Source organism: Jannaschia sp. S6380 (assembly GCF_023015695.1).
Classification (GTDB): Bacteria; Pseudomonadota; Alphaproteobacteria; order Rhodobacterales; family Rhodobacteraceae; genus Jannaschia.
In genome coordinates, this window is the sequence record NZ_JALKAS010000001.1 from 295,719 (window position 1) to 322,618 (window position 26,900).

The window sequence follows — 26,900 nt, forward strand, 5'->3', positions numbered from 1 at the left end:
CACCGGCTGGCGTCCGGGCTCAGGCCGCGCGTTCGAGCAGCGCCTTCGCCCGCCCCTCCATCGCGAGCCGCGCATCCTGCTGCGTCTTCGTTCCCGCGACCGCCGTGATCCCCTGCACGAAGTCGAAGACGCTCTCCGGCGGATGGCCTTCCTCGGTCAAGACCGTCTCGACGATCTTCGAGGTCTCCGCCTTGCCGAAACCCCGCTTGCGCAGGAAATCGGTCCGGTCTTCGTCGGTGCGGGCGACGATCCGCTCGCGCGCGGCCCGGATGCCCTGGATGAAGGGCGCGGGCGAGGACTCTGCGAAGGACGCGAGGGCAGGGGCCGCCTCGCGGGCGAAGCGGTTCGCGGCGTGCTTGGAATGTCGGATCCTGATCTCCTGGAAGTCCTCGACGCCCCAGAGATTGCGGTTCTGGCACACGGCGCGGAGATAGAAACTGGCGATGCCGAGCGTCTTCGCGCCGACCTCCGAGTTCCAGCAGTAGAACCCCCGGAAGAACAGGTCCGGTGAGCCGTCCGGCAATGTCCCGGCCTCGATCGGATTGCGATCGTCGACGAGAAACAGGAACACGTCCCGATCCGAGGCATAGAGCGTCGTCGTGTCCTTGGTCACGTCGACATTCGGATTGTAGATACCCGTCGACCAGTCGAGCACGCCCGGAACCTTCCAGCGCGTATCGCTGACGCCATCGCCCGCGATCCGCTGAACGGCCGACACCAGCTCATGATCGTAGATCCGGCCGTAATCGGGACCGGTGACGGCCCGCAGTTCGGCGCGTCCGTCGGTGGTCTCGAGCATTTTGACCTGTTCAGCGTGATGCGAGGTCAGGCCGTATTGCAGGTTGATCCCCGCAAGCGCCGCCGGCAGCTGGCGCAGATAGGTCGCCGGTGCACCCACGAGGCTCGTGAGCTGGCCGAAGCTCCAATGGGTCGGGGCAATCGGCCCGTCGGCTCCGGGCACGATCAGCGCCAGCGCCTCGGGGTCGTCGCGACTGGCCTCGACGCGGATCGCTGCGCTCTCGACGATGCGCGTCCGGCTCCGCTCTGCGCGCCCCTTGACCGCCGCCTGCAGCGCCGACAGCGACAGGTAGCGCTGGTCGTCGGGGCGCGCGAACCATTCCGACGAGACGCGGCCGTCGTGGCCTCCGCGGGACACATCCACCCTGTAGCCGCTCGACGCGTTGCGAGGGCCGTCCTGAACTTCGATATCGGTCATGTCGTAATCTCCGTGACGGGCGGCCGCGAGGAACTCTCCCGACCTCCAGACCCGTCACGGCGACAGCCGCAGGCCTCTGACTCTCGGACTGAAACGCGCGCGCTACGATCAGTTTCCGTACTACGACGGGAGATGCCTTCTCGATTTAATGATCAAGCTGATCGACAGTCTCCATCGAGGTTGTCGAAGGAGACACTCTTGATATGCTGGAGCGAAAGTCGGCGAACAGTAGCTATTGCTTGCCCCCGGAGCGGCGCGGCCTTTCCCGGCGCGAGGCTGCCGAGTACATTGGAGTGGGTGCGTCGAAATTCGACGCGTTGACGGCGGATGGCCGGATGCCGCCACCAAAGCGCATCGATGGCCGCCGGGTCTGGGATCGAAAGCAAGTCGACCGAGCCTTTGATCGTCTCGAAGGCGGAGCAGAAATGGTAGATAACCCGTGGGACAAATAGGCCTCTCGCTGACATGAAGATGCGCCGCATGAAATATGTGGTGGAGGACACCGATCGTCATGGCAACGTTCGCATTTATTATCGGCCGCCGGGACAGCGGAAGACCAGGTTGCGAGGTCCGGTCGGTTCGCCCGAATTTCTTTCAGATTATCAGGCAGCCGCATCGGCACAGAAACAGTCTTCCAGAAATCGTGCTGCAACGGGGGCCAAGAAGGTTCAGCCGAAGACGCTTCGTTGGCTCTGCGTCCAATACTTCAAATCGCCGATGTATCGGCAGCTTGATCCCTCGACGCGCCGAACCCGTCGTTCCATCCTCGAGAGATTTTGCGATACGAACAACGATGGCGATAAGCCTTACGCGTTTCTCCTGCCGCGACATGTGAGATCGCGCCGAGATGCGATGATGGATACGCCGTCAGCGGCGAACACGATGATCAAGACCCTGCGCCAGCTCTTTAGATTTGCCACGCGTTACGACCTTCACGACACCAATCCAGCTGGGCAGGTCGAGTATCTTGCGACGAACGCCGATGGATATCATTCATGGACGCTCGACGAAATCGAGGCCTACGAGCTGACCCACCCGGTTGGAAGCATGGCCCGGCTGGCGTTGTCTTTAGCGCTCTACACCGGCCAGCGCCGATCCGACCTGGTTCGGTTTGGCTGGCAGGATCTCCGGCAAGGCAGCGATGGGGTCCTGTGGTTGTCGTTCACCCAGCACAAGGGACGCAACCGGCATCCGATCACCCTCGAGATCCCGATCATCCCGGAATTGCAGTGCCATCTAGCAACTGAGGGGACTGGCGATACGACGTTCCTCGTGAACGATTATGGCCGTCCATTCACGGCGGCTGGGTTTGGCAACAGGTTCCGCAAATGGTGTGACGCGGCGAACCTGGGAAACTGCTCGGTGCACGGTCTCCGCAAGGCCGCCGCTGCGCGTCTGGCGGAGCTCGGGTGCAGCGAGTTCGAGATCATGGCGATCACCGGCCACCAGACATCCAAGGAGGTGACGCGCTACACGAAGGGGGCGTCCCAGAAGTTGCGCGCTGCCAGCGCGCTTCGGAAGCTCACTGGACCGACATCCGCCACGAAAAGTGTCCCACTTTTCACGGCCCAACCGACCGGTGGGACTATTTCTAGTCCTAAGCCTATGATAATAAAGGATAATTTTGAAAAGTGGCAGCCCGTAGGGGAATCGAACCCCTCTTTCCAGGTTGAAAACCTGGCGTCCTAACCGATAGACGAACGGGCCACGTTTCGGCGTGAGGGGTGTTTAGGCGAGGGGTTGGGGCGCCGCAAGGCTTTTTCTCCGGTTTTCGCGAGGAGATTCGACGCTCTGCGCGGCAGCGATCCGGTGCCGTCATCCGCGCCCTGACCGGCGGCATTTCGGCGGAGGAGAGGGTCTTCGTCCTGATTGGTTTCCGGGCCGTTGGTCCACCGCGCGAACGGGATGGACCCTGCGTCAGGTATCTTCGAGTTCGGACACCACGGCGACGTCCTCCAGTTTCAGCTGGATGGCTTCGCGCCCTTGCCACCGATTCATCTCCAGACGTCCCGCGACATGCAGGGGGGCGCCCGCGGCGCGATCGATGGCGTTCGACACGCCGTTTCCGCCGGCCCCGAAGGCGATCGCGTCCAATCGAGTTGGCCCGCCATCCGTGAACGTCACCTTCAGATGACCGTCACCGACCGGCCGCGCATGCGCCACACGCAGATCGGGAAACGCGAAACGCGGGGCGGGGGCGCCCTGTCCGAAGGGGCCGGCGGTCTCGAGCATATCTACCAGATCGCGCGTCGCCGCACCGGGCATCAGCGTCCCGTCGAGATGCAGGTCACGCGGGCCATCGCGGCCCGCACCTTGGCGGGCGAGCAGTTCGGCCAACCGTTCCATCGCCGGTTCGAGCTTGCCCGCCTCGACCGTTAACCCGGCCGCCATTCGGTGCCCGCCGCCCTTGAGAAGCAACCCTTCGGCAACCAGACGCTGCACCGAGGCGCCGAGGTCGACGCCCGCGACGGACCGGGCGGATCCCTGACCCTTTCCGTCCTGGCCCAGGCCGATGACGACCGCCGGACGATTCAACGCCTCCTTCAGGCGCGAGGCGACGATGCCGACCACGCCGGGATGCCAGCCGTCGCCCACCGCCCATGCCAATGGTCCGCCGCGTGCCTCGGCCTGGGCCAGTGCGGCTTCGGTCACCTGCATCTCGATGGCGCGGCGTTCGGCGTTCAACGCGTCAAGTCGCTGCGCCAGGGCCTCGGCCTCGGCATCCGAGGTCGTCGAAAGGAGGCGCGCGCCCAGATCGGCGGCACCGATCCGTCCGCCGGCATTGATGCGCGGCCCGAGGAGATAGCCGAGGTGATATCCGGTCGGCGGCCCGTCCATACGGGCGACGTCGGCCAGCGCCCGCAGGCCCGGCCGCGCGCGGTTGCGCAGCACGCGAAGGCCTTGCTGCACCAGCGCGCGGTTCACCCCCAGCAGCGGCGCCACATCGGCCACGGTCGCCAGCGCCACAAGATCCAGAAGCGCCATCAGGTCAGGGCAGGGAGCCCCCTGCGCGCGGCGGCGGCGGTTCGCCTCCACCAGCGTCAGGAAGACGACGGCGGCCGCGCAGAGATGGCCCAGCTCTCCGGTCTCGTCCATGCGGTTGGGGTTCACCACGGCGAGGACCGGCGGAAGCGTTTCGCCCCCGAGATGGTGGTCGAGCACGATGACGTCGGTGCCCTTGGCCGCCGACAGCGCCGCATGCGCGAGGGTTCCGCAATCAACGCAGACGATCAGGTCATGGTCGGCCGCCAGGTGCGCGATCGCCTTGGGGTTCGGCCCATATCCCTCGTCGATCCGGTCGGGAACATAGAGCGTCGCCGCATGCCCCAGGTCGCGCAGCCACCAGACCAACAGGGCAGCGGACGCGCCCCCGTCCACGTCGTAATCCGCGAAGATGGCGATCCGATCGCGGGCGTCGACGGCGCGGCACAGGCGTTCGGAGGCGACATCCATGTCGCGCAGACCGCGCGGATCGGGCAGCAGGTCGCGCAGCTTGGGGTCCAGGAACGCGGCCGCCTCGGCCGCATCCACGCCCCGACGCGCGAGGTGGCGGGCCATGGCCAGCGGCAGGCCGGTCTGGGCGATCGCCTCGGCCGCGCGGTCGGCGGCCGCATCCGGCCCGACCCAACACCGGCCGGTCGCCGAACGCGCGACGCCCAGCCAGCCCATCTCAGACGGGGTTGCGATAGACCATCCGGCGAACGGACCCCGTCTTGGACCGCATCAGGATCGTCTCGGCGGTCAGGTACCCGACCTCGCGCTTGATGCCGGCCAGGATCGACCCGTCGGTCACGCCCGTGGCGGCGAAGATCACGTCGTCGGTCACCATGTCGTCGCGCGTGTAGACCCGGTCCAGGTTCGTGATGCCGGCCTTCGCCGCACGGCCCCGTTCGTCGTCATCGCGGAAGGTCAGACGACCGAACATCTGTCCGCCCATGCATTTTAATGCGGCCGCGGCCAGCACGCCCTCGGGCGCACCGCCGGAACCCATGTACATGTCGATACCGGTGGTCGCGGCCTCGGCACAATGGATGATGCCGGCGACGTCGCCGTCGGTGATCAGACGGATGGCGGCGCCTGTGCCGCGGATCTCGTCGATCAGGTCCTGGTGGCGCGGCCGTTCCAGCACGCAGACGGTGATATCCTCCGTCGAGCATCCCTTCGCCGCCGCAAGCGCGTTGACACGTTCGGCCGGCGACATGTCCATGGTGACCACGCCCGTGCGATAGCCGGGACCGATGGCCAGCTTGTCCATGTAGACGTCGGGCGCATGCAGCATGGATCCGCGCGGACCCATCGCGATGACGGTCAGGGCGTTCGGCATGTCCTTGGCGGTCAGTGTCGTTCCCTCCAGCGGGTCGAGCGCGATATCCACGTCCGGGCCGTTGCCGGTTCCGACCTTCTCGCCGATGAATAGCATGGGGGCCTCGTCCCGCTCTCCCTCGCCGATGACGACGGTGCCCGAGATGTCCAGCAGGTTGAGCTGGTCGCGCATGGCGTTCACGGCGGCCTGGTCGGCGGCCTTCTCGTCACCGCGGCCGATCAGCCGGGCCGAGGCGAGCGCGGCGGCTTCGGACACGCGGGCGAGGCCCAGTGACAGCATCCGGTCGTTGAAATCGGTCTTTGGCATCGAGGCAATCCTGGTGGGGGGCGGGTCACCGCCCTGTTAGCGGGCCGAGCAGCCCGATACAAACCCGATAGCGCAACCACGAGCCAAAGCCCCGGCTTGCAGAGTTCAGACGCCTTCGGAAGAGGCCGCCCAGAGGTTCACGCCCCGATCTCCGGTCAGGGCGTCGATCCGGTTCAGCTCGTCATCCGTGAACGCGAGGTTGTCCACCGCACCGGCGCAATCCACGACCTGTTCCGGCCGCGACGCGCCGATCAGCGCGCTGGTGACGCCGGCGCGCAGAACCCAGGCCAAGGCCATCTGCGCGAGCGTTTGCCCGCGCGCGACCGCGATGTCGTTCAACTCATTCAGGGCGGCGACCATTTCGGGCGTGACGCCGTCCGGATCCAGCGACTTGCCCTGCGTGGCCCGGCTGCCGGCGGGCACGCCGCCGAGGTACTTGCCGGTCAACAGTCCCTGCGCAAGCGGCGTAAAGGCGATGGATCCGATGCCCAGGTCGCTCAATGCGTCGAGCAGGCCGTCCCGCTCCACCCAGCGGTTCAGCATGTTATAGCTGGGCTGGTGGATCAGGCAGGGCGTACCAAGGTCCTGCAGGATCGCGGCGGCGGCGCGGGTCCGTTCGGCGTTGTAGCTGCTGATCCCGACATAAAGGGCGCGGCCCGACCGCACGATGTGATCCAGCGCCGCCATCGTCTCCTCCAATGGCGTGTTGGGGTCGAAACGATGGCTGTAGAAGATATCGACATAATCGAGCCCGAGCCGGCGGAGCGAGGCGTCGCAGGATGCGATCAGGTACTTGCGGCTGCCCCATTCGCCATAGGGTCCGGGCCACATGTCATAGCCGGCCTTGGACGAGATGATCATCTCGTCGCGGTAGGGCGCGAAATCCTCGCGCAGGAGGCGACCGAAGGCCAGTTCCGCACTGCCGGGCGGGGGGCCGTAATTGTTGGCCAGATCGAAATGCGTGATCCCGTGATCGAAGGCCGCGCGACAGATGTCGCGTTTGCGCGCATGGGGCGTGTCGTCGCCGAAATTGTGCCAAAGCCCGAGCGAGATCGCCGGCAGCCGAAGCCCGGAGGTCCCGCACCGCCGATAGGTCATCCGGTCATAGCGATCGGATGCGGCGCGATAGGCGGGTTCGAAGGTCTTGGGCTTGCGCGCGGTCATCGGAACCTCAGGGCGTCTGGATCTGCAGGGCCACCGGGTCGCCCGCCACGACCCCGGTGGCGGCGACGTCGTCCAGCGCGCGGGCCAGGTCGCCGGGCGCGCAGGGATGCGTGACGATCAGCACGGGGGCATCCGTACCCGGGTGGTCGTACTGCCGCATCCGGTCGATGGAAATGCCGGACCGGCCCAAGGCGGTCGCCACCTGCGCCAGGGCCCCGGGTTCGTCACGCAGCGACAGGCGCAGGTAATGCGCGCATTCCGTGGTTGCGTTCGCCCGCACCGGCGCCTGAAGGGTAGCGGCCGGCTGGCCGAAGGGCGGCAATGCCATGCCGCGCGCGATATCGCAGACGTCGCCCATGACGGCGGAGGCAGTCGGCCCTTCGCCCGCCCCGGCGCCGCGAAGGACGACCTGGCCCACGGCATCCCCCTCGATCACGACCATGTTCGTTCCACCCTCGAGCTGCCCCAGCGGGCTGTCTTCGGGAACGAGGGTGGGCCGCATCGACTGTTCGATCCCGCCGGGCGTGCGCCGCGCCTCGCCCAGCAGCTTGATGCGATATCCCATGTCGCGGGCGCGGCGGATGTCGTCGATCGTCACCCGCTCGATCCCCTGAAGTTGCACGCCGTCGAAATCGACCCGCGTGCCGAAGGCAATGGCGGACAGGATGGCCAGCTTGTGCCCCGCGTCGATGCCGCCCACGTCCAGCGACGGGTCGGCCTCCAGATAACCCAGCGCGCGAGCTTCCTCGAACACGTCGGCATAGGGCAAACCGGCCGATTCCATCCGCGTCAGGATGTAGTTGCAGGTCCCGTTCATGACGCCGGACACGCGCGTGATGCGGTTGCCGGCCAGACCTTCGGTCAGGGCTTTGACGCAAGGGATGCCGCCCGCCACCGCCGCCTCGAAGCGCAGGGGGGCGTCGTTCTCCTCGGCCAGTTCGGCCAGCGCCTGGCCATGCAGCGCCAGCATCGCCTTGTTCGCGGTGACCACGGCCTTGCCGGCGGCCAGCGCCGCCTCGGTCGCCGCCTTGGCCGGGCCGTCGGACCCGCCCATCAGTTCCACGAACACATCCACGTCGTCGCGGCGCGCCAGCGCGACGGGGTCGTCCTCCCAAACGAAACCGGACAGATCGACGCCCCGGTCCTTGTCGCGCGATCGGGCCGAGACGGCGGAGATCGTCACGTCCCGCCCGGTGCGCGCGCGCAGGATGTCGGAATTGTCCCGCACCATGCGCAGGACGCCGACGCCGACGGTGCCGAGGCCCGCGATTCCGAGGCGAAGGGGCGTGGTCATGTCGTTGGCTCCGGGGGTTGTGCGTGTGGGCTGGGGTTAGCGGCTGGCGGAGGGCGGTGCAATGCGGCTCAGATCTCGACCGCCCGCAGGCGTTCGGCGCGTTCCCGCAGGCGACGCCCACGTTCGGCCAGATCGTCGGTTTCGGGTGCCGCGACGCCCGCTTGCGAAAGGGCCGCGCCGCGCGCGCGCAGGTCGCCCTCCGCCGCGGCGGCACGCGACACCCGCCGGCCTTCGGCCAGAAGCGGGTCGAGCGGCGCAAGCTCCGGCGCCGGTTGCCGTTGCGCGGCCGCCGAGATCGTCCCTTCCACCGGCGGCAATTCCGCGCAGGCCGACAGCATCAGGAAGGGAAGAAATCGGATCATGCCGCGAACCGTAGGGCCGTCGCAGCCGCCCCACAAGGCGACTGGAATTGAACGCCCGTTCGGTTTATTCCGGGGGCATGGCGAGGCCAAGTGGATCCGATGCCGGCGTGACCGGCCCGCGTGTGCGCTCCGCGGCCGAGCGGCTGTTCGCGCGCTACGGGTATGCCGCCGTGTCGATGCGCCAGATCGCCGCCGAGGTCGGGATCGGCGCGGGCGCGCTCTATCACTACACGCCCGACAAGCAGACCCTTCTGGTCGGCATGATGCGCGATCATCTGCAGGCGCTTCTGACGGCTTGGGCGAAGGCCGACCCCGGTGGGGCGGCCACCGGACGGTTGGAGGCGTTCGCCCGGTTTCACATCCGTTTCCACCTCGACCGGCCGGACGCGGTGTTCATCGCCTATATGGAATTGCGCTCGCTGGAGCCCGAAGCATTCGCGACGATCGAGGAACTGCGCCGACGCTATGAGGCGATCCCCGAGAAAATCCTGCGCGATGGCGCGCGGGACGGCACGATGCGTGTGCCGGACGTTCGGCTGGCCGGCATGGCGCTGATCGCCATGTTGACGGGGGTGACGACGTGGTTCCGGGACGGCGGGCGCCTCGACCGTGGCGATGTCGAGGCGATCTATGCCGATATGGCTCTGGGCATGGTCGGGGTCACGCCCGTTCGGCGTATTCCATCGTCTCGGTGTTGACGACGATCTCCTCGTCCTGGCCGACGAAGGGGGGCACCATGACCCGGACGCCGTTGTCCAGAAGGGCGGGCTTGAAGCTGTTGGCCGCGGTCTGACCCTTCACGACCGGCTCGGTCTCGACGATCTTGCAGGTGACCTTCTGCGGAAGCGACGCGTTCAGCGCCTCGTCCTCGTAATATTCGATCTGGACCATCATCCCGTCCTGCAGGAACGGGCGCCGCTCGCCCAGGATGTCGGCGTCCAGCTCGATCTGGTCGTAGGTCGTGGTATCCATGAAGACGAGCTTGCCATCGGTCTCATAGAGGAACTGCTGGTCCTTCTGCTCCAGCCGCACGCGTTCCACCTTGTCGGCGGACCGGAAACGCTCGTTCAGCTTGGACCCGTTGCGGAGATTCTTCATCTCGACCTGCGCGAAGGCGCCGCCCTTGCCGGGCTTGACGTGGTCGACCTTGACCGCCGACCAGAGGTGGCCGTCGTGTTCGAGCACGTTTCCGGGACGAATTTCGTTGCCGTTGATCTTGGGCATGTCTGGCTTCCGCTGGGCTGTTCGGGCGTGTGTCGCCCCGGGCTTTAGCCTTTGGGCCCGTTGCAGACAAGCCGGCCCCGCGTCCGTCTTGCCAAGCGCGCCGTGGTGCGGAATAGAGCAACGTCAGACGCGCCGGTGGGGCGGGGCCGGGGGGACGACATGAAGACATGCATCCTGCATATCGGTGGCCCGAAAACGGGTTCGACCGCCTTGCAGGACACGTTCCGGGAGGCGGCGCCCGAGCTGTTGCGTTCGCATGGGATCCTCTATCCGACGATCTACAAGCAGCACACGCCGTTCTGGTTTGCGCATATGCCGCAGTTCCAGACGAACACCATCGCCAGCCGCCGCGACCTGGTCCATGTCCGTCGCGATGGCGGGTCGTTTCACGAGGCGGTGCTGCGCGACTATGCCCGCCTGCTGGACGAGACGCCGGCGTCGACGGTCGTCTTTTCGGCCGAGGCGATGATGCGGGTCCGCGATTCCGAACAGGTGACGCGTCTCGCGGCGTTCCTGCGCCCCCGCTTCGATGCGATCCGCGTCGTGGGCTATGTAAGGCCCCCCATCGAATGGGTGTCGAGCATGGCGCAGCAACTCATCAAGGCGGGCCGGACATTCGATGAGATCCGGTCGCTGATGCGGCAGCGCGATCGCGGGGCAGGGGGCATACGGATCGACTACCGCATGTGGGTCGAGGCCTATTCGGACGCGTTCGGGCCCGAGAACGTGCTGATCCGCGATGGCCGCCGGGGGCAGCTCGTGGGCGGCGACGTGGTCGAGGATTTCGTCTCCGTCGGTCTGGATGCCCGGGCCGATGCGCTGGGCCTAGAGAACCGGAACGCGAACGAGTCGCTGTCGGGCGAGGGGGCGCATTTGCTGGAACACGTGAACCGTCACCGTTCGGTCCGGCTGGGCGGACCGGCCCGTCGCAAACGCCGCGCGAACCGTCTGATCGGGCATATGCGCCGGACGGGCCGTGGAACGCGCTTCGTGCTGGATGGGATCGATCTGGCCGCCTGGGCCCGGCCGTTCGGGGAGCAGCTGGCCTGGCTGAGCGATCGGACCGACGGGCGCATCGATTTCCGACCGACGATCACGGACGCCCCCGACGTGCCGGCGCCGCGTATCGACGACGTGGACCGGGACATGGTCCTGGCCCTGAACGATGCGTTGGCCGAAGGGGAGCGGTTGCGCGCGCAGGCCAACGAGCGTCAGGCGTGGCAGGCCTTCTTGCGCGGTGCGCAGGATGATCCGCTGCCGCTGTTGCGGGCATTGGCGCAGTTGGACGACGGGCGCGTCACGCTGGACCGCGCGCGACGGCTGATGGATCGCGGGCACCCCGAATGCGCGCTGCAAGTGCTCGACCTGATCCTGAACCCGACAGGCGACCCGGTCGGAGCGGCACTACAGCGCAAGGCACGACGATTGCGGCAGGAAGCCGAAGCTGCAGCCGACGCCTGAACGGGTCAGGCGCCGTCCTCGACCGTTGTCAATACGTCAAAAAGTTGACGGAAGGTTGAAGGATTCACGACGAACCCCATATCTAGTCGGAAGTTTGCCCCGTGGCGGCCTAGACTTGGTATATGCGTGAACGATGACATGATCCCATAGCATATGGGGTATTCCGAGAACGCATAACCGCACGGGCGAGGTCGTGTTAGTTCGGCCCATCGGGGAAGAAGCAAGAGCACTACGGAGAGAGCGGTATGACTGATTTTGTCGATGCAACGGCGTTCAATTTCGAACAGGGACAGCGGTCCCGCAAGCTGTTTGCTGCCGTGGTCCTCGCCGCTCTGGACGATGCGATCTCGGACGACAAGAAATTCGGCAACGGCCCCGAGCAGATCGCTCGCTGGGCCCGGTCCCGCGACGGCCGTGAGGTCCTGTCCTGCGCTGGCATCGACCCGAACGAGCGTGTCGTCGGCGGCTTGATGGAGTTCGTCAGCCGCGGCGTCCGCACCTCGGTCGCCCTGTCGCGCGAGGAGAGCGAGCGTCGCCAGGCCGCCGAACTGGCGGAGGCGGCCGAAGCGGCCTGATCACGTTCCGATCGTTATCATCCCGAAGGACCGCGTCGGTACGCCCGGCGCGGTTTTCGTTTGCCTGAAGGGGCCGGTTCAGTTGCCTGAAGGGGCCGGTTCAGTCGAATTCGCCCGAGGCGAGCGTCTGCCGTATCTCGCGCCGAACCAGCTTACGCACGTTCCGGGTGATCCGCTCGCCCAGGTCGCCGGCCAGTTCCTGCCTCACGATCTCGACTATCAGGCGGCGCAGGGCTTCGTCGTCCGGCGCGCGCCGCGCGATCTCCTCGAAGCCCTCGGACATGTCGATGGCTTCCTCTTGCGGCGCCTCGTCCGATGGCTCGCCGCTATCTTCGACGGTCTCGTAGTCCGTATCCTCGGCATAAGCGTCGGGGACTGCGGCCGCGGTTTCGATCTCGCTCGTCCAGGTCGTCGCGTCCTGCTCCGCCTCGCGGTCGGTTCCATCCAGCGTGGTCTGCCGCGTGTGGGCCTCGATCTCGGCGGCGGTCTCCTGCTCTGCCATGGCCTCTGTCAGATCGCGCGCGATGTCCGCGATGTCGTCGGACACGGCATCGGTGAAATGCTCGGCATCGCGCCCGTCACGCTCTTCCTGTTCCAGGGAGCGGATCATCTGGAACGGGTCCTCGGGCTCGGTCACGCGCTGCGCGGGGTCCAGCACCAAGGTCGGGCCCTCGGAAACGGGACGGGCGGCTTGTGCCGCCTCCACCGCGCTCTGAACCTGGCCGGTGTCGTTGGCCACCAGGCGGCGGATGGAGGACAGCACATCCTCGATATCATGATTGTTCTGCGTCATCGGCCCGTCCCCCGCGATCTGCCCCGTTCGTCGGGCGGTCTTCGTCGCCGCCCATGCCGCACGCTAACACGCGGTTCGCGCCACCCGAAAGGCGATCCCCGCTGCGGCGCGGGGATCGGCTGTCAGTTGCGACCGAAACGACGCAGGACCCGGTCGAGCCGGCCGCCGCGTTCGGTCGGCTGGCCGACCCCCGTGACCTGCGGGGCATTGGAGGCCAGGTTGTAGTAGACCGACGGATCGTAGCGTTCGACCGACAGACCAAGATGCTCGGTCGTCAGCAGACCGATTGCGGCCAGTACGTTGTAGACCGCCAGTTGGGCATCGCTTTCGGCCTGAAGTTGATCGGTCCGCGCGTCGAGCAGTTCCTGTTCCGCGTCCAGCACGTCGAGCGTGGTGCGCGCGCCGAGCTGCGCCTCCTCGCGGAACCCCTCGAAGGCCAACTGCGCAGAGCGGACGCCCTGGCGCGTCGCGACGATCTGTGCGCGCGCGACCTCCAGGCCGGCCCAAGCGCGCCCGACGCCATCGACGATGGTGCGGCTGGTCTGCCCCAGATCGCTGCGCGCGGCTTGCGCCACCGCGGTGGCCTGTCGTTGCAAGGCAGGCAGGCGACCGCCGGTGTAGATCGGAATCCGTCCGGTCAACTCGATGCTGGCCGAGTCGCTGCGGCGCCCGCCGATGGGAAGGTTGTTGTTGCGCGAACGGCCAAGCTGACCTTCCAAGGCGACCTGCGGCAACCGGTCGGCGGCGCGCGCATTCGCCAGCAGGCTGGCCGACACGACCTCGTGCTGTCCGGCCGAAATCAGGGGGTGGACCTGCAGGGCGAGTTGCTGCGCACGCTCGACCGTCGGCGGCAGAGCGGGCGGCTGCGGCGGGTTGGCGAGCGTCCCCGTCGGCAGCACGCCGATGGCCAGGCGGTACTGTTCGCGCGCGATATCGACCTGTCCGCGTGCCGCGGCCAGCGCGGACCGCGCGCTCGCCAGCCGGGATTGGGCGATGGCCACATCCGTCCGCGTCACCTCGCCGACCTCGAACCGGTCGTCGGCGGCGCGCAATTGCTGCGTGATCAGCCGGACGTTGCTTTCGCGGACGTCGACGATGCGCAGCGCGAGGCGCAGGTTCAGGTAGGCCGTCACCGCGTCCAGCAGCACGCCCTGTTCCGCCTGGATGAGCGAGAAACGCGCGCCGAGAACGGCCTCCTTGGCCGCGCTGACGCGCAGGTGCCGCTGGCCCCCATCGAAGAGCGTGTAGTCGAGGACAAGGCCCAGCGACGCCGTCGTGTTGGTCGACTGGCCCGAAAAATCGTTGAATCCCGTGACCTTGCCATAGCTGGCCGCGAAATTGATCGCCGGGCGCAGGGCGGCCACGGCAATGGCCACGTCCTCGTCCGTGGCGCGCAGCAGATAGCGCTGCTGATCCAGCAGCGGCGAACTGCGATAGGCTTGGACGAACGCGTCGCTGAGGGTCTCCGCCCGGACGGGCAGGGCGGCGATCACGGCGACCGAGATGATGGCTAGGGTCCGACGCAACATCGTTGACCTCCTAAAGGGCGAAGCCGCGTGCGGCGGCGAAACCGGGCAGCACTGGGGCACCGGCGTTGAATGCGAAGCGCCAGACGACGTGGCCTTCGATGCGGCGCCCGATCCGGACCTCGCCCAGGGCGCCCTCCTGGAAGACGGCGGCTATGCGGCCGCCTTCGGCAAGTTGGTCCAGGATGGTATCGGGCACGGTCTCGACCCCGCCTTCGATCAGGATGATGTCGAACGGGCCGGCCTTAGCCGCACCGGCGACCGGATCGCCCTGCAAGACGACGGCGTTGTCGGCCTCGACCGAGGTCAGGGCGGCTTCGGCCTCGGCGGCGAGCGCGGCATCCGGCTCCACCATGACGACGGACTCGGCCATTCGGGCCAGGATCGCGGCCGAATAGCCCAGCCCGCCGGCGAGGATCAGCGCCGTATCCGTACGGCGGACGTCCAGCGCGTCCAGCATCTTCGACAGCGTACGCGCATCCGGGATCTCGCGCCCTTCGCCCAGCGGAACGGGCGCATCCATGTAGGCCACGGCCTTCGAGGCGTTTGGCACGAACACCTCGCGCGGGACATCGAGCATGGCCGAGATGATCGGAAACTTGGTGACGTCGGATGGTCGGACCTGCGTATCCACCATCATTGTCCGGAGGTCGTGGGAGGCGGCCATCGGCAACTGAACCTATCGGTCTATTTATGTTTCGTTCCAGAAAGCACGTCTTCCGAAACCCTGCAACGCCTAAGCCCGAAGGGGGCGCTTGCGGGCCGTCGGAACTGGCGCTAATGCAACGGTATCCCCGGCGGCGAGTTGGCGGAGTGGTTACGCAGCGGATTGCAAATCCGTGTACAGGAGTTCGATTCTCCTACTCGCCTCCAATAAAATCAATGGGTTAAGAATATTTCTGCTCATTGGGTATCACCTCTAGTATCAGTTTCACGTTCTGTGCCTGTTCTGTTCTGGGTCATTTGCGTTTAGCTACCGCCTGTCGCGCTCGCATGATTTGGCGCGCTTCCCCAGCATATTTGATAATCATCGCTTTGGATGTGTGGCCGCTGTAGCTGGCGATTTCATCATCAGTACATCCAGCCCACGCCAATTCCATCACCCCGCGATACCGCAGCGCGTGCTGATCATAGGCCATCAGGCCCAACCGTTTGCGCTCACGAACCATGACACGCGCCATCGCGTGATAGTCCATTTTAGACCCATCAGCGCGCGTCAGGATATGGCGCGATGGATGAGGCGCGAACCCTAGATCAGCCTTCGCAACGTCCAGTGCCGCCTTGAGCGCAATCGTGCAAGGCAAAGAAAGGGCTGTGTCAGTCTTGTTTTGGCGCAGCTTGAGGGTGTCGCCGTCATAGTCGCCCCACTGGAAGTCCACCCAGTCACCGGGGCGCTGCACACTGCCCACGCCAATCTCGAAAATCAGCCGGGGCAATGGCTCGCCCTCTTCCCGCATCTTCTCCACCGCCCAATCTGTCCACGGCAGGTGTGGCTTCTTGCGGTCCTTCGGAACCCTCAACGGCTCGATATCAATCGCGGGATTGTCGCTGCGCCAGCGCTTGCGCATCGCCATTTTGGATAACATGCTGATCGCGGTCGGGATGTAATTGGCGAACCTGACCCGATGTCGGTTCTTTTCCATGGCGTCATAAATGTCAGCTTGGGTCAGGCGTGCCACGTCAGCGCGCCCTATCTTTTCGGTCAAATACTCAAAAACTTGCTCAAGGTCGCGCCGATAGCGAGGCGAAAAATCTTTCCATTTGTCGGTCTCACGCAGCGCGTCAATCAAAGCGCCCCATGATGTCTTGGAGACCGCTTTCTTCCCGCTGACGATCTCCCAGTACTGCTGGTCGAACTCTGCCGTGCCTTCCTCCGCCGTGATCCGCCCCAGATAGAACATCTTGCCGTTGACGCTCTTGCGCACATACCAACGGCCCGACGGATGCTGCCAAAGGTATTTCTTGCGTCGACCTACCACTGAATTTGATCCCATAGCTGCGTCACGTCCCCTGCTGATATCCGTTTGAGAACCTCGGTATCCGAACGAACAACGCCGGGCGCAATTTCATGCCCGGGCGGTAGGTGACCTTTATCGACCAAAGCCTTGAACTCGTTTGTGCGCAGATCGAGCAAGCGGGCTGCGGTCGTCTCGCTGGCCATGATGGGGGTGTGTCGTGTCATTTGTCAGACCCCATTTCTTGGCCGGCTCTGCGCGGCGCAGGCTTTTGCGCTTTGACCGTGAATTGAGAGACATACTTTTCCCAAGCGCCGCTCGGAATCTTGGGGTTTCGCTGCCCGGGCGCGGTAAAGATATGGTCCAGCATATCTTCGCGGATCAGATATCGGATGTTGGTCACGGGCAGACCAACGCGCTCGGCCAGTTCCTTTGGTGTTTCGAGAGGTTTGGTCACGGCTCACCTTTCCGTTGGATTTCGGTTGAAAACACTGCAAGAGTGAACAGGATCGCCCAAATCACTCTAGAAGTGCACATATGGGTGAATTATTAACTCATAGGTGCATCGTGTCAACGGACTTGAGCGGCATTGGCCTTCGTTTGCGAGAAATTCGCAAAATAAACGATATTACTCAGCCTGTTATGGCCGCGGCCATCGATGTGTCTGACCGCGCGTATAAAAACTATGAGCAGGAAAAACGGGATTTGCCCGCGCTTACAGCTCTGAACATCAGCGAGGCGTTCAGAGTGAATCTTGACTGGCTGCTGGCGGGGCGCGGCAAAATCCACAAGAGTGACGACCCCGAACTGGCTGAGGCAAGTGCCATCGCTGTCTTGTCCGAGGCTGAAAGGCGCGGAACAAACCTGCCTATCGCCAAGCTCGGCAAAATCATCGGGTTTGTCGCCGCGCAGGCCGCACAGACGGGCGAAAGCCCCGCGCAGGTCGCCAGCCACTACTTTGAAACCCTTTAATCAGGAGACCGACATGACCGACACATATCAGCCGCTGAAATCCTCAAAGTCAGACTTGGACCCCTGCGACCACGACGTGTTCACATTCGCCCGCCAAATCGGTGTTGTAGGCGCCATTTCACTTTTGGTTGGCGGCACCGGGATGATCGCGACATCAGGTCAGCCGGATTGGGATATCGCACGATCGCTCTATCTGGCGCTGGTCGTCCTCGGTCCTGTGGTCATTATGATCGCACAGAAATTCTTGCGAATTTTAATGAAACATCGGCGCAGAGAGCTAAACATTTTCGAAGGCTAGAATGCGCTTTCTGTCTCAACTCGCCGAAATGGTGCTGGCAATGCCAACACCATCGGTAGCGATTGAGACGGACCAACCCATAGGTGGAAACTGATCTCCGTTGCCAGATCAGCTCCCCAATAGGTGGGCCAATTCGACGATTTCGGTCGCATCCGCTCCGGTCGAGACCCTATTACCAAACATCTGCCCTATGATCATCCGCAGCCTTTGCACATCGCCTGATTTTGCGGCCTCGACTCCTGCGTCGACCAATTGAGCATGAAGCGCTTCATCGACTGCCAGGTAATGCTCTTCTGCCAAGCGCCGGAAGATTTCGATCAAGAAATCAGGGCTTTCAGAGAGCACCTTCATGCGAATGCCCTGCATCTCATCAAGTGATCGGCGCGCGGCATCATAGTTCTTTTCCCGAATCGAGCGACGGGTCGTCACCAAAAGCTTGTCGTGCCGCTCAGTATCTACTGGCTGCGCAATGTCTCGCAATTCGTCGAAAGAAGTTTCAGCCTTGGCGACTTCATCGTCCAGCACTCGCTCTTCGTTCTCAGGTGACATTCTCAGCAACGCCACCTCCTGGCGCAGTTTGCGCGCTTCTTCGGCTACCGAGCGATGTGTGTCCGCGTCAACAGAGGTCGAAAGTGCCGCGTGCTGGCGCTCAATCCGCTTGCGGATGTCACCGCTGGGATCAGCATCTTCATCGAGCGTGGTTTCAAGCTCGTCTAGATCACTCTCAACACGGGCGAGCATAGTTGTGGCAACCTCTGCCCCGCGCTGGCCGTCATAGTTAATGCCGCCATCTTCGGATCGGTAAAGATTGGTGGCGTCGATAACACGTCCCAAAGATGGCAATTCGACCGAAAAGCTGAGCGTACCATTGTCACTCATTCTCCAATCGATGACAAAATCATCCCCACGATTGATCCGCTCGCCACGTTCCAATTCGTCGCGGCTGTTCAAACGGAAGTTGCCGATATGTAGGTTGTGCTCTGGTGTGTCGATGTCATCTGCCATCTCATAAAACTCGACCGCGATGAAATCATCTTCGCCTCCGACTAGTGTCTTGCCAGTTCGGAAGGTTTGCTTGCCTTGTGCAGGCAATGCTGTCCCTTTCTTCACAAGGACCTCTAACTTGTTCCGCTCGTATCCGACAAAGCCATGCTGAATCTTGACCGCGAGAGTGTAGGTCATCGGGACACTTGCAGCACTTGCTTCCGCTCGGGTAATGACGATTTCGCGTGACGCGTCCTCGACTGCCTTGCCCTGTTGGTCGAATACGGTCACTTTGAACCGGTTTTCGCCGTTCTTGCGAACATTTACGTTGATGCTGAGCGGCCCATCAATTGGAATTCTGCCTGTCGAAGACCCTTCTTCGTCAAGGATTTCCACCTCATGCCCCGTAGGCATGTCCGCCGCCGGTTTCAGCCGGACCTTGGCCGCTTCACTTGCGACGCGGGACTTAAAGTCTAGGGCCAATGAGACGCTGCCAGTGACCGCTTCCCTTTGTTTCCCACTCTTCTGCGTAGAGCTTTCACCAGCCCATTCCCGGCTTTCCGCAAAAATTGCAGCGCCGGTCGCAACTGCGGTCATTGGATCAAGTCCGCTTTCCACTTCGATTGCGAGACCGGCCTCTAGCATGTCTCGTATGATAGGCATCTTTGACGGGCCGCCAATCGGAACGATTTTCGAGATGTCGTCATTCTTGTATCCGTTAGCCGTGATAATCTTTCGGCAAAGAGCTATCGAGTCATCAATCCGATCTTTGATCAGGTCGGTCATCTGCTCTCTCGTCAAATCGATTGAAATATAGATTTCTTCACCGTCTTCATCAGTCGCGCGCACTTCATCCTCTGTCGCAAAGATTGAGGCCGTCGAAGACGCCGAAAGCTGGATCTTCGCTTTTTCTGCGGCATGGCGGCAGACGTCCGTCAGGTGCTTGTATTTTTCGTTGCGCTGAAAATCCGCTGGAAGGTTGAAGGTCTGTGAAAGCCAAGGCCGCACAATGCTGTCGAATATGATTCTGTCGAAGTCACGACCACCAAGCATGTTTATGCCCTCATGAGCGATCACGTTGACCACGCCCGCGGTGCTCATAACCAATGCCAAGTCAAACGTCCCGCCTCCGAGATCGTAGACCAAGAAAACACCGTCCTTTTGTTTGCTGTGTGCGATTGCGGCCAAAGCGGCGGCAACTGGTTCCTGCAACAGGCTTACTTTCTCCAAACCGGCCAATCGCGCGGCGGCAATCGTGTCCTCGCTCTGCATTTGGTTGAATGCGGCGGGGGTCGTGATGACCACGCCCTCAACTTCCTGGTTGCCAGCCTCGGTCATCGCTTGACCTACCAGCGCTTTGATTATTTCGGCACTACACTCAACTGGCGTCCAAGTTTGCCCAGCAAAGGAGATCGGATTCTTGGTCCCCATCGAGCGCTTGAAGCCTTGGGCGACATTCTGCGGAGCTGAAAGCAAGCGGTCATAGGCCGATTTCCCGATGAACCTATGCCCGCGCTTGTCCAGATAGATGACACTGGGCAACACATCAGTGCCGTCCGATGTCTTGAAGAGACGCGTCGCACCATCGATATGGCCAACGACTGCTGAGTTCGAAGTTCCGAGATCAATACCAAGATACAATTCTTATTCCTTTTCACTTTTGGCTGGCTCAACAAGAACGCGTCCTAGCCTTATTACTTTCATATCCGCCATTACGGTCGGCTCCAGTGTTTTTGAGACGATGAGATCAGCTTCATCGGGATAGTCTCCGGCATTATCGGCGGAAGTGGCCAATCCAGCATGGAACCCCTCCGTTTCGAAATCGATTAGCTTTAAACCGAGCTGATCGACAAGCATAGCCAACTGGCGATCTGAGAAGTTCAACTGGCCCTTCAATCGGCGGCTTTCACTTTCGGGAAGGCGCTCGATAGCCTTCTTGGTTGCGTTTGATAATTTCCAAAACTCAACGCACAACTGCGCAACACTTTCAGCGTTCATGGACATAGGAGGCGAGCTTACCATGAAGAAACGATCCTTCTTGCATCTGCTCGCAAATCAGCGGCATTTTCACGGGCCTCGCGCTCAGCAGCGCTTAGATCGCCGCTTCTATATCGAAAACTTGAACATCGTGAATTGAAGTCGCCAATCAGCGCATTGAAACGGTCAATTTGATTGTCCGTTGTGGTCAGTGTTCTGATGATATCAAGCCGTTGCCCCTGAAAAACACAGTAGCGGATTTGAGAGCGATTGAGTGTTAGGCCCTGCCCGACCGGCGGGATAGTCTCAACCGCCGCGCTTGTCGCTGGCGCGGGCGTTGGGGTTGGCGTCGCGACACGTGGAGCGGATGGCTGATAGGTTGAACGGTTAGATGGTCTGTCCATCTCATCTGCAATCACAAAGAACCCTATGACTGCTGCGATTGAGGCATAAATTCCCCACTTCACCTTTTTGCCGAGCCTCTTTCGATCCAGCTTAGTCTTTAGCTGCTGAAGTTCGGCACGCTCCGATCCACGTGCATATTTCAGCAAATCCTCCACAGTTTGCGACATCGCGGTCAAATTGCCCGAATTCTTTTCAAGCTCGTTCATTTTCCAATTTCGGTGCAAAACCGCCCGCTCTTCTTCAAGCGTTTTTTTAAGTTCCTGAGGCGGTCGAGCGCCAGCAAATGTCAGAGCCCCGTCAAGCAGTTTGAAAGCGGTCTGCGGGTCATTGCAATCGTTGTTGATGTGCAATGCAAGGTCGCGCAGGATGTTAAAGGCAATGGGGTCATTTCCCCCCTTGGATACCGTATCCTTGAATATCTTGAGGACAGTGGAAACCGGTGTCGGCAGCTTTGTTTTAGCCGCCTCGCATGCATCAATAAGCGGCTTGTATTCCTCGTGTAGTTTTTGTTGTTCGTCTAAGTTTTCAAGTGCCGCCACATCCCCTTTCAGGACTTCGGCGACGGATTCAAGCTCAGGGAAGGTCCGCAACAAAGCCTCAGAAAGCCTACGTGCTTCAGTAAATTCGCTGCGATTGTTGGCGAGATCCAAGCAAAGCGATCTCAGTTTTTCGTAGATCCGCTTTGATCGCCCTTCTTCATGGCCTTGATGCTGTTCATAGACCTGAACCGGCTGATTCACGTCATCCCAACGAACCAGAAGGTCAGATGCTCTTGTTACAAGTGCTGCTAGATCGGCGTCGGTATTTTCAGCGTCCGATATGACCTCGTCGATCTCATCGCTTATGCGGGCTAAGTCAGGTTCACTTAACGTATCATAACCGCGAACAAACTGCTCCAAGAACGTACTCGAAGGATGCCTTCTAAGCTCTGCTTCGACAATTCGGTCCATGACTTCACCAGGGCGATCTAGGCTCCAAATCCCCACCGCCGCCGATCTGGCATGCTGTCTTTCGAGCTCCACAAGCGCGTTCCGCATCTGCGGGCGCTCGACACTTGGAAATCCTGCGCTCAGACGATTGTCATTGAGGAAAGTGAGGATGTTCTCTTGATCGATCTCGTCCCACGCCGACACCAGTGCATGAAACAGGGTGTCGTTAACGTTTCCCGTGCCCGCGAAATGTGCCAAAATGTTAGCCTTGGCCAGTTCAGGGGCGTGCTTTGATGTTTCAATAAGCGCCTCAAGGTCACCAGAACCGACAAGGCTCAGGACATTGGTCGTTTGAGCTAGGCTCAACTCTGGCAGCCATGAGATTTCTTGTTCTAATCGAGAATTTGGTGCCAACAGGCTTTGCTGGGCGCGTTGGATTTCTTGAGGCGCAAAAACCTCATCAAACTCGGCATCTTCAACTAATTCGGCGATGTCTGATCTATCTGCGTCGTAGCCTGCCTTCAAAATATGATACGCGTTACTCGTAAGGTCGAAACATCCGTTATTCATCAGTAATTTCTCAAGTCAAAATTGGCCAAGCTTGCTCAGACCGTTGCACGCAAGCGTTGTATTGAAAACATCCAAACCGCGGCTATGCGTGAAATTCAGTATTCTGAGTGATTGAAAAGGACATACCCTCACGCTGCTTCAACCGCGATACCATCGCCAGCAAATTGTCCGCGCGCGGGTTTCCCTTGGCGCTGAGCATCCGCATCAGGCTCTTGGGGTCTTTTTGCATGTCTTGGGCCAAGGCCTCGAACCCCACCGTGGCGTTGACATAGTCGCGCAGCAGCACCTTACCGGTCTCCAGATCGTCGCTGAGCATCGCCTCGATAGCTTCGCGGAACAGACCCGCGCGGAACTCAGGATCGCGATCGGCGCGGGCTTTGATCGTGTCTTTGAAGTCTTTGGTCAGTGGCATGTCAGTCATCTTTCTCTTTGCGGGCCTTGTAGTCGTCCCAATATGCTTTTGCCTGCTCGATATCTTTCGACTGGCGCTTTTTCGTGCCGCCACAGAGCAGGATCACAAGCGTATCGCCGTCTTTGCCAAAATAGACGCGGTAGCCGGGGCCGAGGGTGATGCGCCGCTCTGACACGCCTTGCCCGACTGGCTTCACGTCGCCAAGGTTTCCAGTCTCGATCCGTGCAAGCGCCGTTCGAACCTTCAATGCCGCCGCCGTATCCAGACCATTGAACCAATCGTCGAACGGAGTTTTCCCCGTTTCGGTGACATAGACAACAAGCTTATTCATCTGACCCCTTAGTGACACATGTGTTACCAAATGTCAAGCGCGTGAGGTTCTTGTCATACACCTCAGTCAGCCCACACATCTTTTACGAAAGCCTCGATTTCATCTCTCCTCCGAGCAACATCTGCTTTAGTCCACTTTTGGCTTTTCGTGATTTCCTTCCCAACCTGGATCGTCCCGCGCAGCCCAGAATCTGTATACCGCTCCGCCTTTTCACTTGGCGACTTTCCACCCAGAGATGAATTTACTTTAGGCGGTAACATCGTCAAATTGCCAATGTTGTGAATGTCGGAACGGCCACTGTTTTGTGGTACAATGTGCTCAATCGAACTTGATGCGTCGTTTTGCCAAATTTTTTCCCACTGAAGCGCATTGATCTCTTCCCCCGCGTTTGCCGCTAGATGTTCATCATATCGAAACAACACGTATCTCAACTCTTCCGTCCAGCCCTTGTAGCAGTCATCCCAATATTTAGGGCCAGTTATGACATCATCTATCTGATAATCTTCACCAATCTCCCGTATGGCTTCGAGGATTTCGCTTGCAGATTTAGTTTTCTTATGAACTGCAAACCCCAACATCACATAGTCAGCGATCTTATTCCGAGCATCTGCATCGCCCAGGCCAAAAATACGAAATGTCACACGCTCCCATGCATTGAGGAGCTCTTTCTCTTTGGCTTTATCAAATTTGCGAAGCAAGATCGCCACGGCCAAAAACCTTGCATGCAAGATTTTTGCAGGGGCCCTAAGCCGAGGGTTGTCGTGTAACTGCTTCACCACCTTAACCGTCTTTTGCAGGTCGCTAGCACAGCCAATAAGTGTTTTGATTTCCTTACCCGCAACCCGCTGGAGTTCTTGAGAAGCTTTCTCTTCACTCAGTATCTTTCTGGGATCCTCATCACTTTTTGCAAATGTCCCTGCAAATCTTAGAGCCTCATCTCCAAGGTCTTGTCGAAGGCCAAGGTTTTGATAGATGGCCTTCCAAATTGTGTGCATCTCATGAAGGCCGTCCACTTGCCCCTTTTGGTCATTGGAGTATTCGAAAATCGACGCCATTAGCTGGCTTTTGGTCTTATCGATCCATTTTACGTCTAGGCCACGACTGTTAAGTACCTCAAAGACCCGATAGACGATTGCTTCGTCAGCGATCTCGTGAAAAATGACAGATAGGCGGTTGCGGATCGTACCATAAAGTTCAATCAGATTGTCATTCTGCTGCCAATTTTCGACGAACCTCGCGCACTCTTTCGCGGCGTCAATCAAATTTTGATCAGCTGATGTTGATCTTTCATCTTCACTAACTTCTCCAGTCTTTATGTAATCTTTGAAAACTGAACTGCTGTCATGATTGGTTTGAAGTAAGATCATTTCATGATCGTCACTCTTGACGAGAAGTTCGGACAGGTCAGCCTTCATCTTAGCGGTTTGCTTGTCATCCGCAGACAACGCCTGTTCAATCGCCTTGAGAAGCACGACGATAGTTGTGATACGTTGCTGACCATCGACCAATTCAACAATTTTATACTCATCAGCTCCGATGGCTTTGGTATCTCGCGACAGCGCGACAATTGTCGCCATAAAGTGCTCGCGCCCTGAATTGTGAGCTTCTTGGATATCTTTGAATAGGTCTGCGCGTTGCTTCTTTTGCCATGAATAGGCGCGTTGATATTCCGGTATACGGAACAACCGCCCGTCCAGAAGCTTGGCGACTGTTAAATGCATCGGGTTCAGTTGCACTGGGAAACTCTCCTACGAAAAAATGCTCTTTGCTGGCTTCATAGGAAGTCACTAGAGCCCGAAAGACAATGGATTAAGCCACCTTTTCGCGCAACCTGAGCCCTAGTGCGTCATCCCTCGGTCCATCTCGATCTCCCGCGTCTCTAACTCTGTCTCAACCTCTCTTCGGCGGCTTTCACTAACTTCAAGCTGGTCTCGAGTTGCGTGCGCAGCTTCCCGTAATTCGAGCCCTCGCTCAGCAAGCCGTGCAACGCAGCCACGGACGCCGTTTGCGATTGAATGAGCACCGACACGCAGGCGGTCAATCCATCCATCTGGCTCTGCATCCTGGTCGTCGAGCGTGCCTCTAATCCGCTCAATTCCTTTGCTGAGACCTCGCAGGCCGTCACCAACCGCTCGACGCAGGCGAGTAAGTCGCGTTCCAAGGCTGTCAGGGGTGTCGTCATCTATTCCTCCTCGATCTTGATGCAGGTCACTGATCTGCCGCCCAGCGTGCAGGTCCTCAGGCGCGTCTTGGTCGGGTCCAATACCAGCCAGGTCCCGTCCTCCCTGTCGATCCGCGTCAGGCCCAGTTCGGTCATCTCCGAGCTGGCCAGCATCAGCGTCCAAAGCAAGCTCGCGGCCATCATCGAGACGATCCCCACCAAGAATGTCCCCGTGATCAGCCAGGGCGAGATCGTCAGCCAGCTCTTGTTCTGTCGCAGAAAGCTGCGGGTATCGCTCTCGATTGTACGATGCGCGATGGTCGCAATTTTGCTCAAATCGGTCTTGAAGCTCTCCAATTGGGATGCCATCGAGGCGGCGTAGTCCTGCCGGATCGTGTCCAGTTCCGCGTTCAGCTTCTCGCTCAGCCGCGTCGGCTTGCCAGTCTTCATGGAAGATTTCTCCTTTCAAACGCCACCGCTCGCCAGTGTCGGGGTCTTGGGCGGTTAGGTAGGCCTTGCCCGCACGGGGGATGTCGAAGCCAGCATCGGTCAGGGCGTCCAGCATGCTGGCGCGATCGGTGACATAGCCGACGCTGATCTGGTCTTGCAGCCACGCATGCAGCTCGTCGCGACCTTGGGCGCGAGTTGGTGTTTCGATGGTGTCGCGCACCTCTTGGGTGCGCTCCAGCTCCATCGGATCGGCCCAGCCGTGACGCTGGTTCATCACATCGCGCAGGCTGTCGAAGGCGTTCTGATATCCGGGTGGCGCGATGTTCAAACTTCTGTCCGAGGTTAGCTCCAAGCGCGGCGTGCAGAAGTGGAGCTCGACGCGGTCTTCGTGGGTATGTCGGACCCAGAGCACCTCATATTGCGTCGGGTCCAGCCCCGCGAAGGCCAGACGCTCGAAGTGGTCCATGACCTCGGCTTGTTGTTCCTCGGTTGGGGCATCGGTGGCGGCAAAGCTGATCACGCCTGCACGGTAGGTCCATTGGTGGCGGCTGGCGTCGATCAGGGCTTCTGTGCGGTCGGGATTGCCGCGCAAGACCTCGGGCAAGGGTTCGCGGGTGACGGTCATCGGCTGGCCGTCTGCATCGCGGATCAGGTCCCGGTTGTCGTCATAGGCCAACACCTTGTCCGCGATGAGGTAGCCAACTGGACCAGCGCCCGCGCCTTTGCCGTTGCGGAAGAACTTGATCAGCATCGGCGTGCGGCCTCGACGATCTGGGCAAGCTGGCGTTCGATGGTCAGCAGGCGACGGGCAACGGTGAGCGCGTCGAGGTCAACGCGGCCCGCCAGCATCGCGCGGTTCAGCCAGCGGGCCATCTGGTTGAGGTTGCCGCCGATGCGCCCGACGGCCAGAACGAGCGCCGGATCGACGCGCGGGATCGGCTTGCGGCGACGGGCCTCAGTCAGGCCAAGCGCCTCGCGCAGCAGGGTCGCGGCGGGCAGACCAGCAGCCTCGGCCTTGGCGCGCAACTGGGCCTTCTCTGCGGCGCTACACCGGAAGACGAAGGTCTCGGTCAGCGGCTCTTTGGTGCGGGCCTTTACCGCGCCGGTGGGGTTCGAAGGGGAGGCGTGCCGCCCCTCGCAAGGTCCCGTGTCAGCAGCGCCAGCGTATGACATGGGTCGCCTTGCTGTTTGCTCTCCAGTCGGATCGGCAG

At 61.3% G+C, this 26,900-nt stretch carries 27 protein-coding genes, 2 tRNA genes and 1 pseudogene; 8 read left to right on the top strand and 22 right to left on the bottom strand.

Translation table 11 applies throughout. The annotated features are described in order from the left end of the window. Nucleotides 1–19: 19 nt before the first annotated feature. Nucleotides 20–1,216, bottom strand: a complete 1,197-nt coding sequence (locus MWU52_RS01620; RefSeq protein WP_246948631.1) for a DUF932 domain-containing protein — start codon at nt 1,214–1,216, stop codon at nt 20–22. A 203-nt stretch (nt 1,217–1,419) separates the two neighbouring features. Here MWU52_RS01620 and MWU52_RS01625 point away from each other — a divergent pair, with 203 nt between their 5' ends. Both MWU52_RS01625 and MWU52_RS01630 read left to right on the top strand, forming a co-directional pair. Continuing rightward, a complete protein-coding gene (locus MWU52_RS01625) occupies nt 1,420–1,668 on the top strand; it encodes a hypothetical protein (protein ID WP_246948633.1) in 249 nt (82 codons plus the stop codon). A gap of 595 nt (nt 1,669–2,263) precedes the next feature. Next, nucleotides 2,264–2,689 (top strand): annotated as a pseudogene (locus MWU52_RS01630) (tyrosine-type recombinase/integrase); the annotation flags it as partial. A gap of 159 nt (nt 2,690–2,848) precedes the next feature. Here MWU52_RS01630 and MWU52_RS01635 read toward each other — a convergent pair. From MWU52_RS01635 to MWU52_RS01660, 6 genes are all read right to left on the bottom strand, one after another. Beyond that, a tRNA-Glu gene (locus MWU52_RS01635) sits at nt 2,849–2,923 on the bottom strand. Between the two features lie 210 nt (nt 2,924–3,133). After that, nucleotides 3,134–4,885, bottom strand: coding sequence for a single-stranded-DNA-specific exonuclease RecJ (gene recJ / locus MWU52_RS01640; protein ID WP_246948635.1), 1,752 nt, complete (start codon nt 4,883–4,885; stop codon nt 3,134–3,136). Between the two features lies 1 nt (nt 4,886). Next, complete coding sequence (gene glpX / locus MWU52_RS01645; RefSeq protein WP_246948637.1) at nt 4,887–5,846, bottom strand: class II fructose-bisphosphatase; 960 nt, start codon at nt 5,844–5,846, stop codon at nt 4,887–4,889. Nucleotides 5,847–5,951: 105 nt separating this feature from the next. After that, the gene (mgrA, locus tag MWU52_RS01650) at nt 5,952–7,010 is read right to left on the bottom strand and encodes an L-glyceraldehyde 3-phosphate reductase (RefSeq protein ID WP_246948639.1); all 1,059 of its coding nucleotides are present in this window, start codon (nt 7,008–7,010) and stop codon (nt 5,952–5,954) included. A gap of 7 nt (nt 7,011–7,017) precedes the next feature. Beyond that, entirely contained in the window at nt 7,018–8,304 is a 1,287-nt protein-coding gene (locus MWU52_RS01655) for a homoserine dehydrogenase (RefSeq protein WP_246948641.1), read from the bottom strand. 68 nt (nt 8,305–8,372) lie between these two features. Then, nucleotides 8,373–8,666 (bottom strand): hypothetical protein, encoded by a 294-nt coding sequence (locus MWU52_RS01660; protein ID WP_246948643.1) that lies wholly within the window; start codon nt 8,664–8,666, stop codon nt 8,373–8,375. Between the two features lie 77 nt (nt 8,667–8,743). Between MWU52_RS01660 and MWU52_RS01665 the strand changes: the two genes are divergently transcribed. Further along, entirely contained in the window at nt 8,744–9,364 is a 621-nt protein-coding gene (locus MWU52_RS01665; protein ID WP_246948644.1) for a TetR/AcrR family transcriptional regulator, read from the top strand. On the opposite strand, the gene efp is transcribed toward MWU52_RS01665, so the two are convergent. Further along, entirely contained in the window at nt 9,327–9,890 is a 564-nt protein-coding gene (gene efp, locus MWU52_RS01670; RefSeq protein WP_246948647.1) for an elongation factor P, read from the bottom strand. The two genes, MWU52_RS01665 and efp, sit on opposite strands and share 38 nt — an antisense overlap. 159 nt (nt 9,891–10,049) lie before the next feature. Here efp and MWU52_RS01675 point away from each other — a divergent pair, with 159 nt between their 5' ends. Together MWU52_RS01675 and MWU52_RS01680 are read left to right on the top strand one after the other, a co-directional pair. Next, nucleotides 10,050–11,351 (top strand): hypothetical protein, encoded by a 1,302-nt coding sequence (locus MWU52_RS01675; protein WP_246948649.1) that lies wholly within the window; start codon nt 10,050–10,052, stop codon nt 11,349–11,351. A 245-nt stretch (nt 11,352–11,596) separates the two neighbouring features. Next, nucleotides 11,597–11,926: a DUF6280 family protein gene (locus MWU52_RS01680; protein ID WP_246948650.1), complete on the top strand. Its 330-nt coding sequence runs from the start codon at nt 11,597–11,599 to the stop codon at nt 11,924–11,926. Between the two features lie 100 nt (nt 11,927–12,026). Here the strand turns inward: MWU52_RS01680 and MWU52_RS01685 are convergent, their stop codons facing one another. The 3 genes from MWU52_RS01685 to MWU52_RS01695 all read right to left on the bottom strand — a co-directional run bounded on the left by MWU52_RS01685 (nt 12,027) and on the right by MWU52_RS01695 (nt 14,885). Then, nucleotides 12,027–12,719, bottom strand: a complete 693-nt coding sequence (locus tag MWU52_RS01685; RefSeq protein WP_246948651.1) for a hypothetical protein — start codon at nt 12,717–12,719, stop codon at nt 12,027–12,029. A 122-nt stretch (nt 12,720–12,841) separates the two neighbouring features. Further along, nucleotides 12,842–14,248, bottom strand: a complete 1,407-nt coding sequence (locus MWU52_RS01690) for a TolC family outer membrane protein (RefSeq protein ID WP_246948653.1) — start codon at nt 14,246–14,248, stop codon at nt 12,842–12,844. Nucleotides 14,249–14,258: 10 nt separating this feature from the next. Beyond that, nucleotides 14,259–14,885: an rRNA adenine N-6-methyltransferase family protein gene (locus MWU52_RS01695; RefSeq protein WP_246948655.1), complete on the bottom strand. Its 627-nt coding sequence runs from the start codon at nt 14,883–14,885 to the stop codon at nt 14,259–14,261. A 159-nt stretch (nt 14,886–15,044) separates the two neighbouring features. On the opposite strand from MWU52_RS01695, the gene MWU52_RS01700 reads away from it, so the two are divergent. Beyond that, a tRNA-Cys gene (locus MWU52_RS01700) sits at nt 15,045–15,118 on the top strand. An 86-nt stretch (nt 15,119–15,204) separates the two neighbouring features. On the opposite strand, the gene MWU52_RS01705 is transcribed toward MWU52_RS01700, so the two are convergent. Genes MWU52_RS01705 through MWU52_RS01715 form a run of 3 tightly spaced genes read right to left on the bottom strand, consistent with a single transcriptional unit; the run spans nt 15,205 to nt 16,657 of the window. Beyond that, nucleotides 15,205–16,170 (bottom strand): tyrosine-type recombinase/integrase, encoded by a 966-nt coding sequence (locus MWU52_RS01705; RefSeq protein WP_246948657.1) that lies wholly within the window; start codon nt 16,168–16,170, stop codon nt 15,205–15,207. A 47-nt stretch (nt 16,171–16,217) separates the two neighbouring features. Continuing rightward, complete coding sequence (locus MWU52_RS01710) at nt 16,218–16,406, bottom strand: hypothetical protein (RefSeq protein ID WP_246948659.1); 189 nt, start codon at nt 16,404–16,406, stop codon at nt 16,218–16,220. Nucleotides 16,407–16,423: 17 nt separating this feature from the next. After that, nucleotides 16,424–16,657 carry a hypothetical protein gene (locus MWU52_RS01715; RefSeq protein ID WP_246948661.1) on the bottom strand — a complete coding sequence of 78 codons (234 nt, stop codon included), beginning with the start codon at nt 16,655–16,657 and terminating at the stop codon, nt 16,424–16,426. A gap of 80 nt (nt 16,658–16,737) precedes the next feature. On the opposite strand from MWU52_RS01715, the gene MWU52_RS01720 reads away from it, so the two are divergent. Then, nucleotides 16,738–17,172, top strand: a complete 435-nt coding sequence (locus tag MWU52_RS01720; RefSeq protein ID WP_085892127.1) for a helix-turn-helix transcriptional regulator — start codon at nt 16,738–16,740, stop codon at nt 17,170–17,172. A gap of 13 nt (nt 17,173–17,185) precedes the next feature. Beyond that, nucleotides 17,186–17,470, top strand: a complete 285-nt coding sequence (locus tag MWU52_RS01725) for a hypothetical protein (RefSeq protein WP_246948662.1) — start codon at nt 17,186–17,188, stop codon at nt 17,468–17,470. A gap of 108 nt (nt 17,471–17,578) precedes the next feature. Here MWU52_RS01725 and MWU52_RS01730 read toward each other — a convergent pair whose 3' ends face one another. The 8 genes from MWU52_RS01730 to mobC form a co-directional block, all read right to left on the bottom strand. After that, nucleotides 17,579–20,095, bottom strand: coding sequence for an Hsp70 family protein (locus MWU52_RS01730; RefSeq protein WP_246948664.1), 2,517 nt, complete (start codon nt 20,093–20,095; stop codon nt 17,579–17,581). Between the two features lie 3 nt (nt 20,096–20,098). After that, nucleotides 20,099–20,452, bottom strand: coding sequence for a hypothetical protein (locus MWU52_RS01735; protein WP_246948665.1), 354 nt, complete (start codon nt 20,450–20,452; stop codon nt 20,099–20,101). 17 nt (nt 20,453–20,469) lie between these two features. After that, a complete protein-coding gene (locus MWU52_RS01740) occupies nt 20,470–22,335 on the bottom strand; it encodes a hypothetical protein (RefSeq protein ID WP_246948666.1) in 1,866 nt (621 codons plus the stop codon). Between the two features lie 82 nt (nt 22,336–22,417). Beyond that, nucleotides 22,418–22,747, bottom strand: coding sequence for a transcriptional regulator (locus tag MWU52_RS01745; protein WP_085892323.1), 330 nt, complete (start codon nt 22,745–22,747; stop codon nt 22,418–22,420). Nucleotide 22,748: 1 nt separating this feature from the next. Then, nucleotides 22,749–23,078, bottom strand: a complete 330-nt coding sequence (locus MWU52_RS01750; RefSeq protein ID WP_085892132.1) for a type II toxin-antitoxin system RelE/ParE family toxin — start codon at nt 23,076–23,078, stop codon at nt 22,749–22,751. A gap of 62 nt (nt 23,079–23,140) precedes the next feature. Further along, on the bottom strand, nt 23,141–24,814 hold the full coding sequence (locus MWU52_RS01755; RefSeq protein ID WP_246948667.1) for a DUF262 domain-containing protein: 1,674 nt from the start codon (nt 24,812–24,814) through the stop codon (nt 23,141–23,143). 102 nt (nt 24,815–24,916) lie between these two features. Then, a complete protein-coding gene (locus tag MWU52_RS01760; RefSeq protein WP_246948668.1) occupies nt 24,917–26,440 on the bottom strand; it encodes a relaxase/mobilization nuclease domain-containing protein in 1,524 nt (507 codons plus the stop codon). Further along, on the bottom strand, nt 26,434–26,715 hold the full coding sequence (gene mobC / locus MWU52_RS01765) for a plasmid mobilization relaxosome protein MobC (RefSeq protein ID WP_246948670.1): 282 nt from the start codon (nt 26,713–26,715) through the stop codon (nt 26,434–26,436). Before mobC ends, MWU52_RS01760 begins: the two co-directional genes overlap by 7 nt. Nucleotides 26,716–26,900 lie beyond the last annotated feature (185 nt).

Bases quoted from the DNA above. Each gene is read 5' to 3' on its own strand.
- MWU52_RS01620 (WP_246948631.1), bottom strand. From the start codon at position 1,216: ATGACCGATATCGAAGTTCAGGACGGCCCTCGCAACGCGTCGAGCGGC.
- MWU52_RS01625 (WP_246948633.1), top strand. From the start codon at position 1,420: ATGCTGGAGCGAAAGTCGGCGAACAGTAGCTATTGCTTGCCCCCGGAG.
- recJ (WP_246948635.1), bottom strand. From the start codon at position 4,885: ATGGGCTGGCTGGGCGTCGCGCGTTCGGCGACCGGCCGGTGTTGGGTC.
- glpX (WP_246948637.1), bottom strand. From the start codon at position 5,846: ATGCCAAAGACCGATTTCAACGACCGGATGCTGTCACTGGGCCTCGCC.
- mgrA (WP_246948639.1), bottom strand. From the start codon at position 7,010: ATGACCGCGCGCAAGCCCAAGACCTTCGAACCCGCCTATCGCGCCGCA.
- MWU52_RS01655 (WP_246948641.1), bottom strand. From the start codon at position 8,304: ATGACCACGCCCCTTCGCCTCGGAATCGCGGGCCTCGGCACCGTCGGC.
- MWU52_RS01660 (WP_246948643.1), bottom strand. From the start codon at position 8,666: ATGATCCGATTTCTTCCCTTCCTGATGCTGTCGGCCTGCGCGGAATTG.
- MWU52_RS01665 (WP_246948644.1), top strand. From the start codon at position 8,744: ATGGCGAGGCCAAGTGGATCCGATGCCGGCGTGACCGGCCCGCGTGTG.
- efp (WP_246948647.1), bottom strand. From the start codon at position 9,890: ATGCCCAAGATCAACGGCAACGAAATTCGTCCCGGAAACGTGCTCGAA.
- MWU52_RS01675 (WP_246948649.1), top strand. From the start codon at position 10,050: ATGAAGACATGCATCCTGCATATCGGTGGCCCGAAAACGGGTTCGACC.
- MWU52_RS01680 (WP_246948650.1), top strand. From the start codon at position 11,597: ATGACTGATTTTGTCGATGCAACGGCGTTCAATTTCGAACAGGGACAG.
- MWU52_RS01685 (WP_246948651.1), bottom strand. From the start codon at position 12,719: ATGACGCAGAACAATCATGATATCGAGGATGTGCTGTCCTCCATCCGC.
- MWU52_RS01690 (WP_246948653.1), bottom strand. From the start codon at position 14,248: ATGTTGCGTCGGACCCTAGCCATCATCTCGGTCGCCGTGATCGCCGCC.
- MWU52_RS01695 (WP_246948655.1), bottom strand. From the start codon at position 14,885: ATGATGGTGGATACGCAGGTCCGACCATCCGACGTCACCAAGTTTCCG.
- MWU52_RS01710 (WP_246948659.1), bottom strand. From the start codon at position 16,406: ATGGCCAGCGAGACGACCGCAGCCCGCTTGCTCGATCTGCGCACAAAC.
- MWU52_RS01720 (WP_085892127.1), top strand. From the start codon at position 16,738: ATGGGTGAATTATTAACTCATAGGTGCATCGTGTCAACGGACTTGAGC.
- MWU52_RS01725 (WP_246948662.1), top strand. From the start codon at position 17,186: ATGACCGACACATATCAGCCGCTGAAATCCTCAAAGTCAGACTTGGAC.
- MWU52_RS01735 (WP_246948665.1), bottom strand. From the start codon at position 20,452: ATGAACGCTGAAAGTGTTGCGCAGTTGTGCGTTGAGTTTTGGAAATTA.
- MWU52_RS01740 (WP_246948666.1), bottom strand. From the start codon at position 22,335: ATGAATAACGGATGTTTCGACCTTACGAGTAACGCGTATCATATTTTG.
- MWU52_RS01745 (WP_085892323.1), bottom strand. From the start codon at position 22,747: ATGCCACTGACCAAAGACTTCAAAGACACGATCAAAGCCCGCGCCGAT.
- MWU52_RS01750 (WP_085892132.1), bottom strand. From the start codon at position 23,078: ATGAATAAGCTTGTTGTCTATGTCACCGAAACGGGGAAAACTCCGTTC.
- MWU52_RS01760 (WP_246948668.1), bottom strand. From the start codon at position 26,440: ATGCTGATCAAGTTCTTCCGCAACGGCAAAGGCGCGGGCGCTGGTCCA.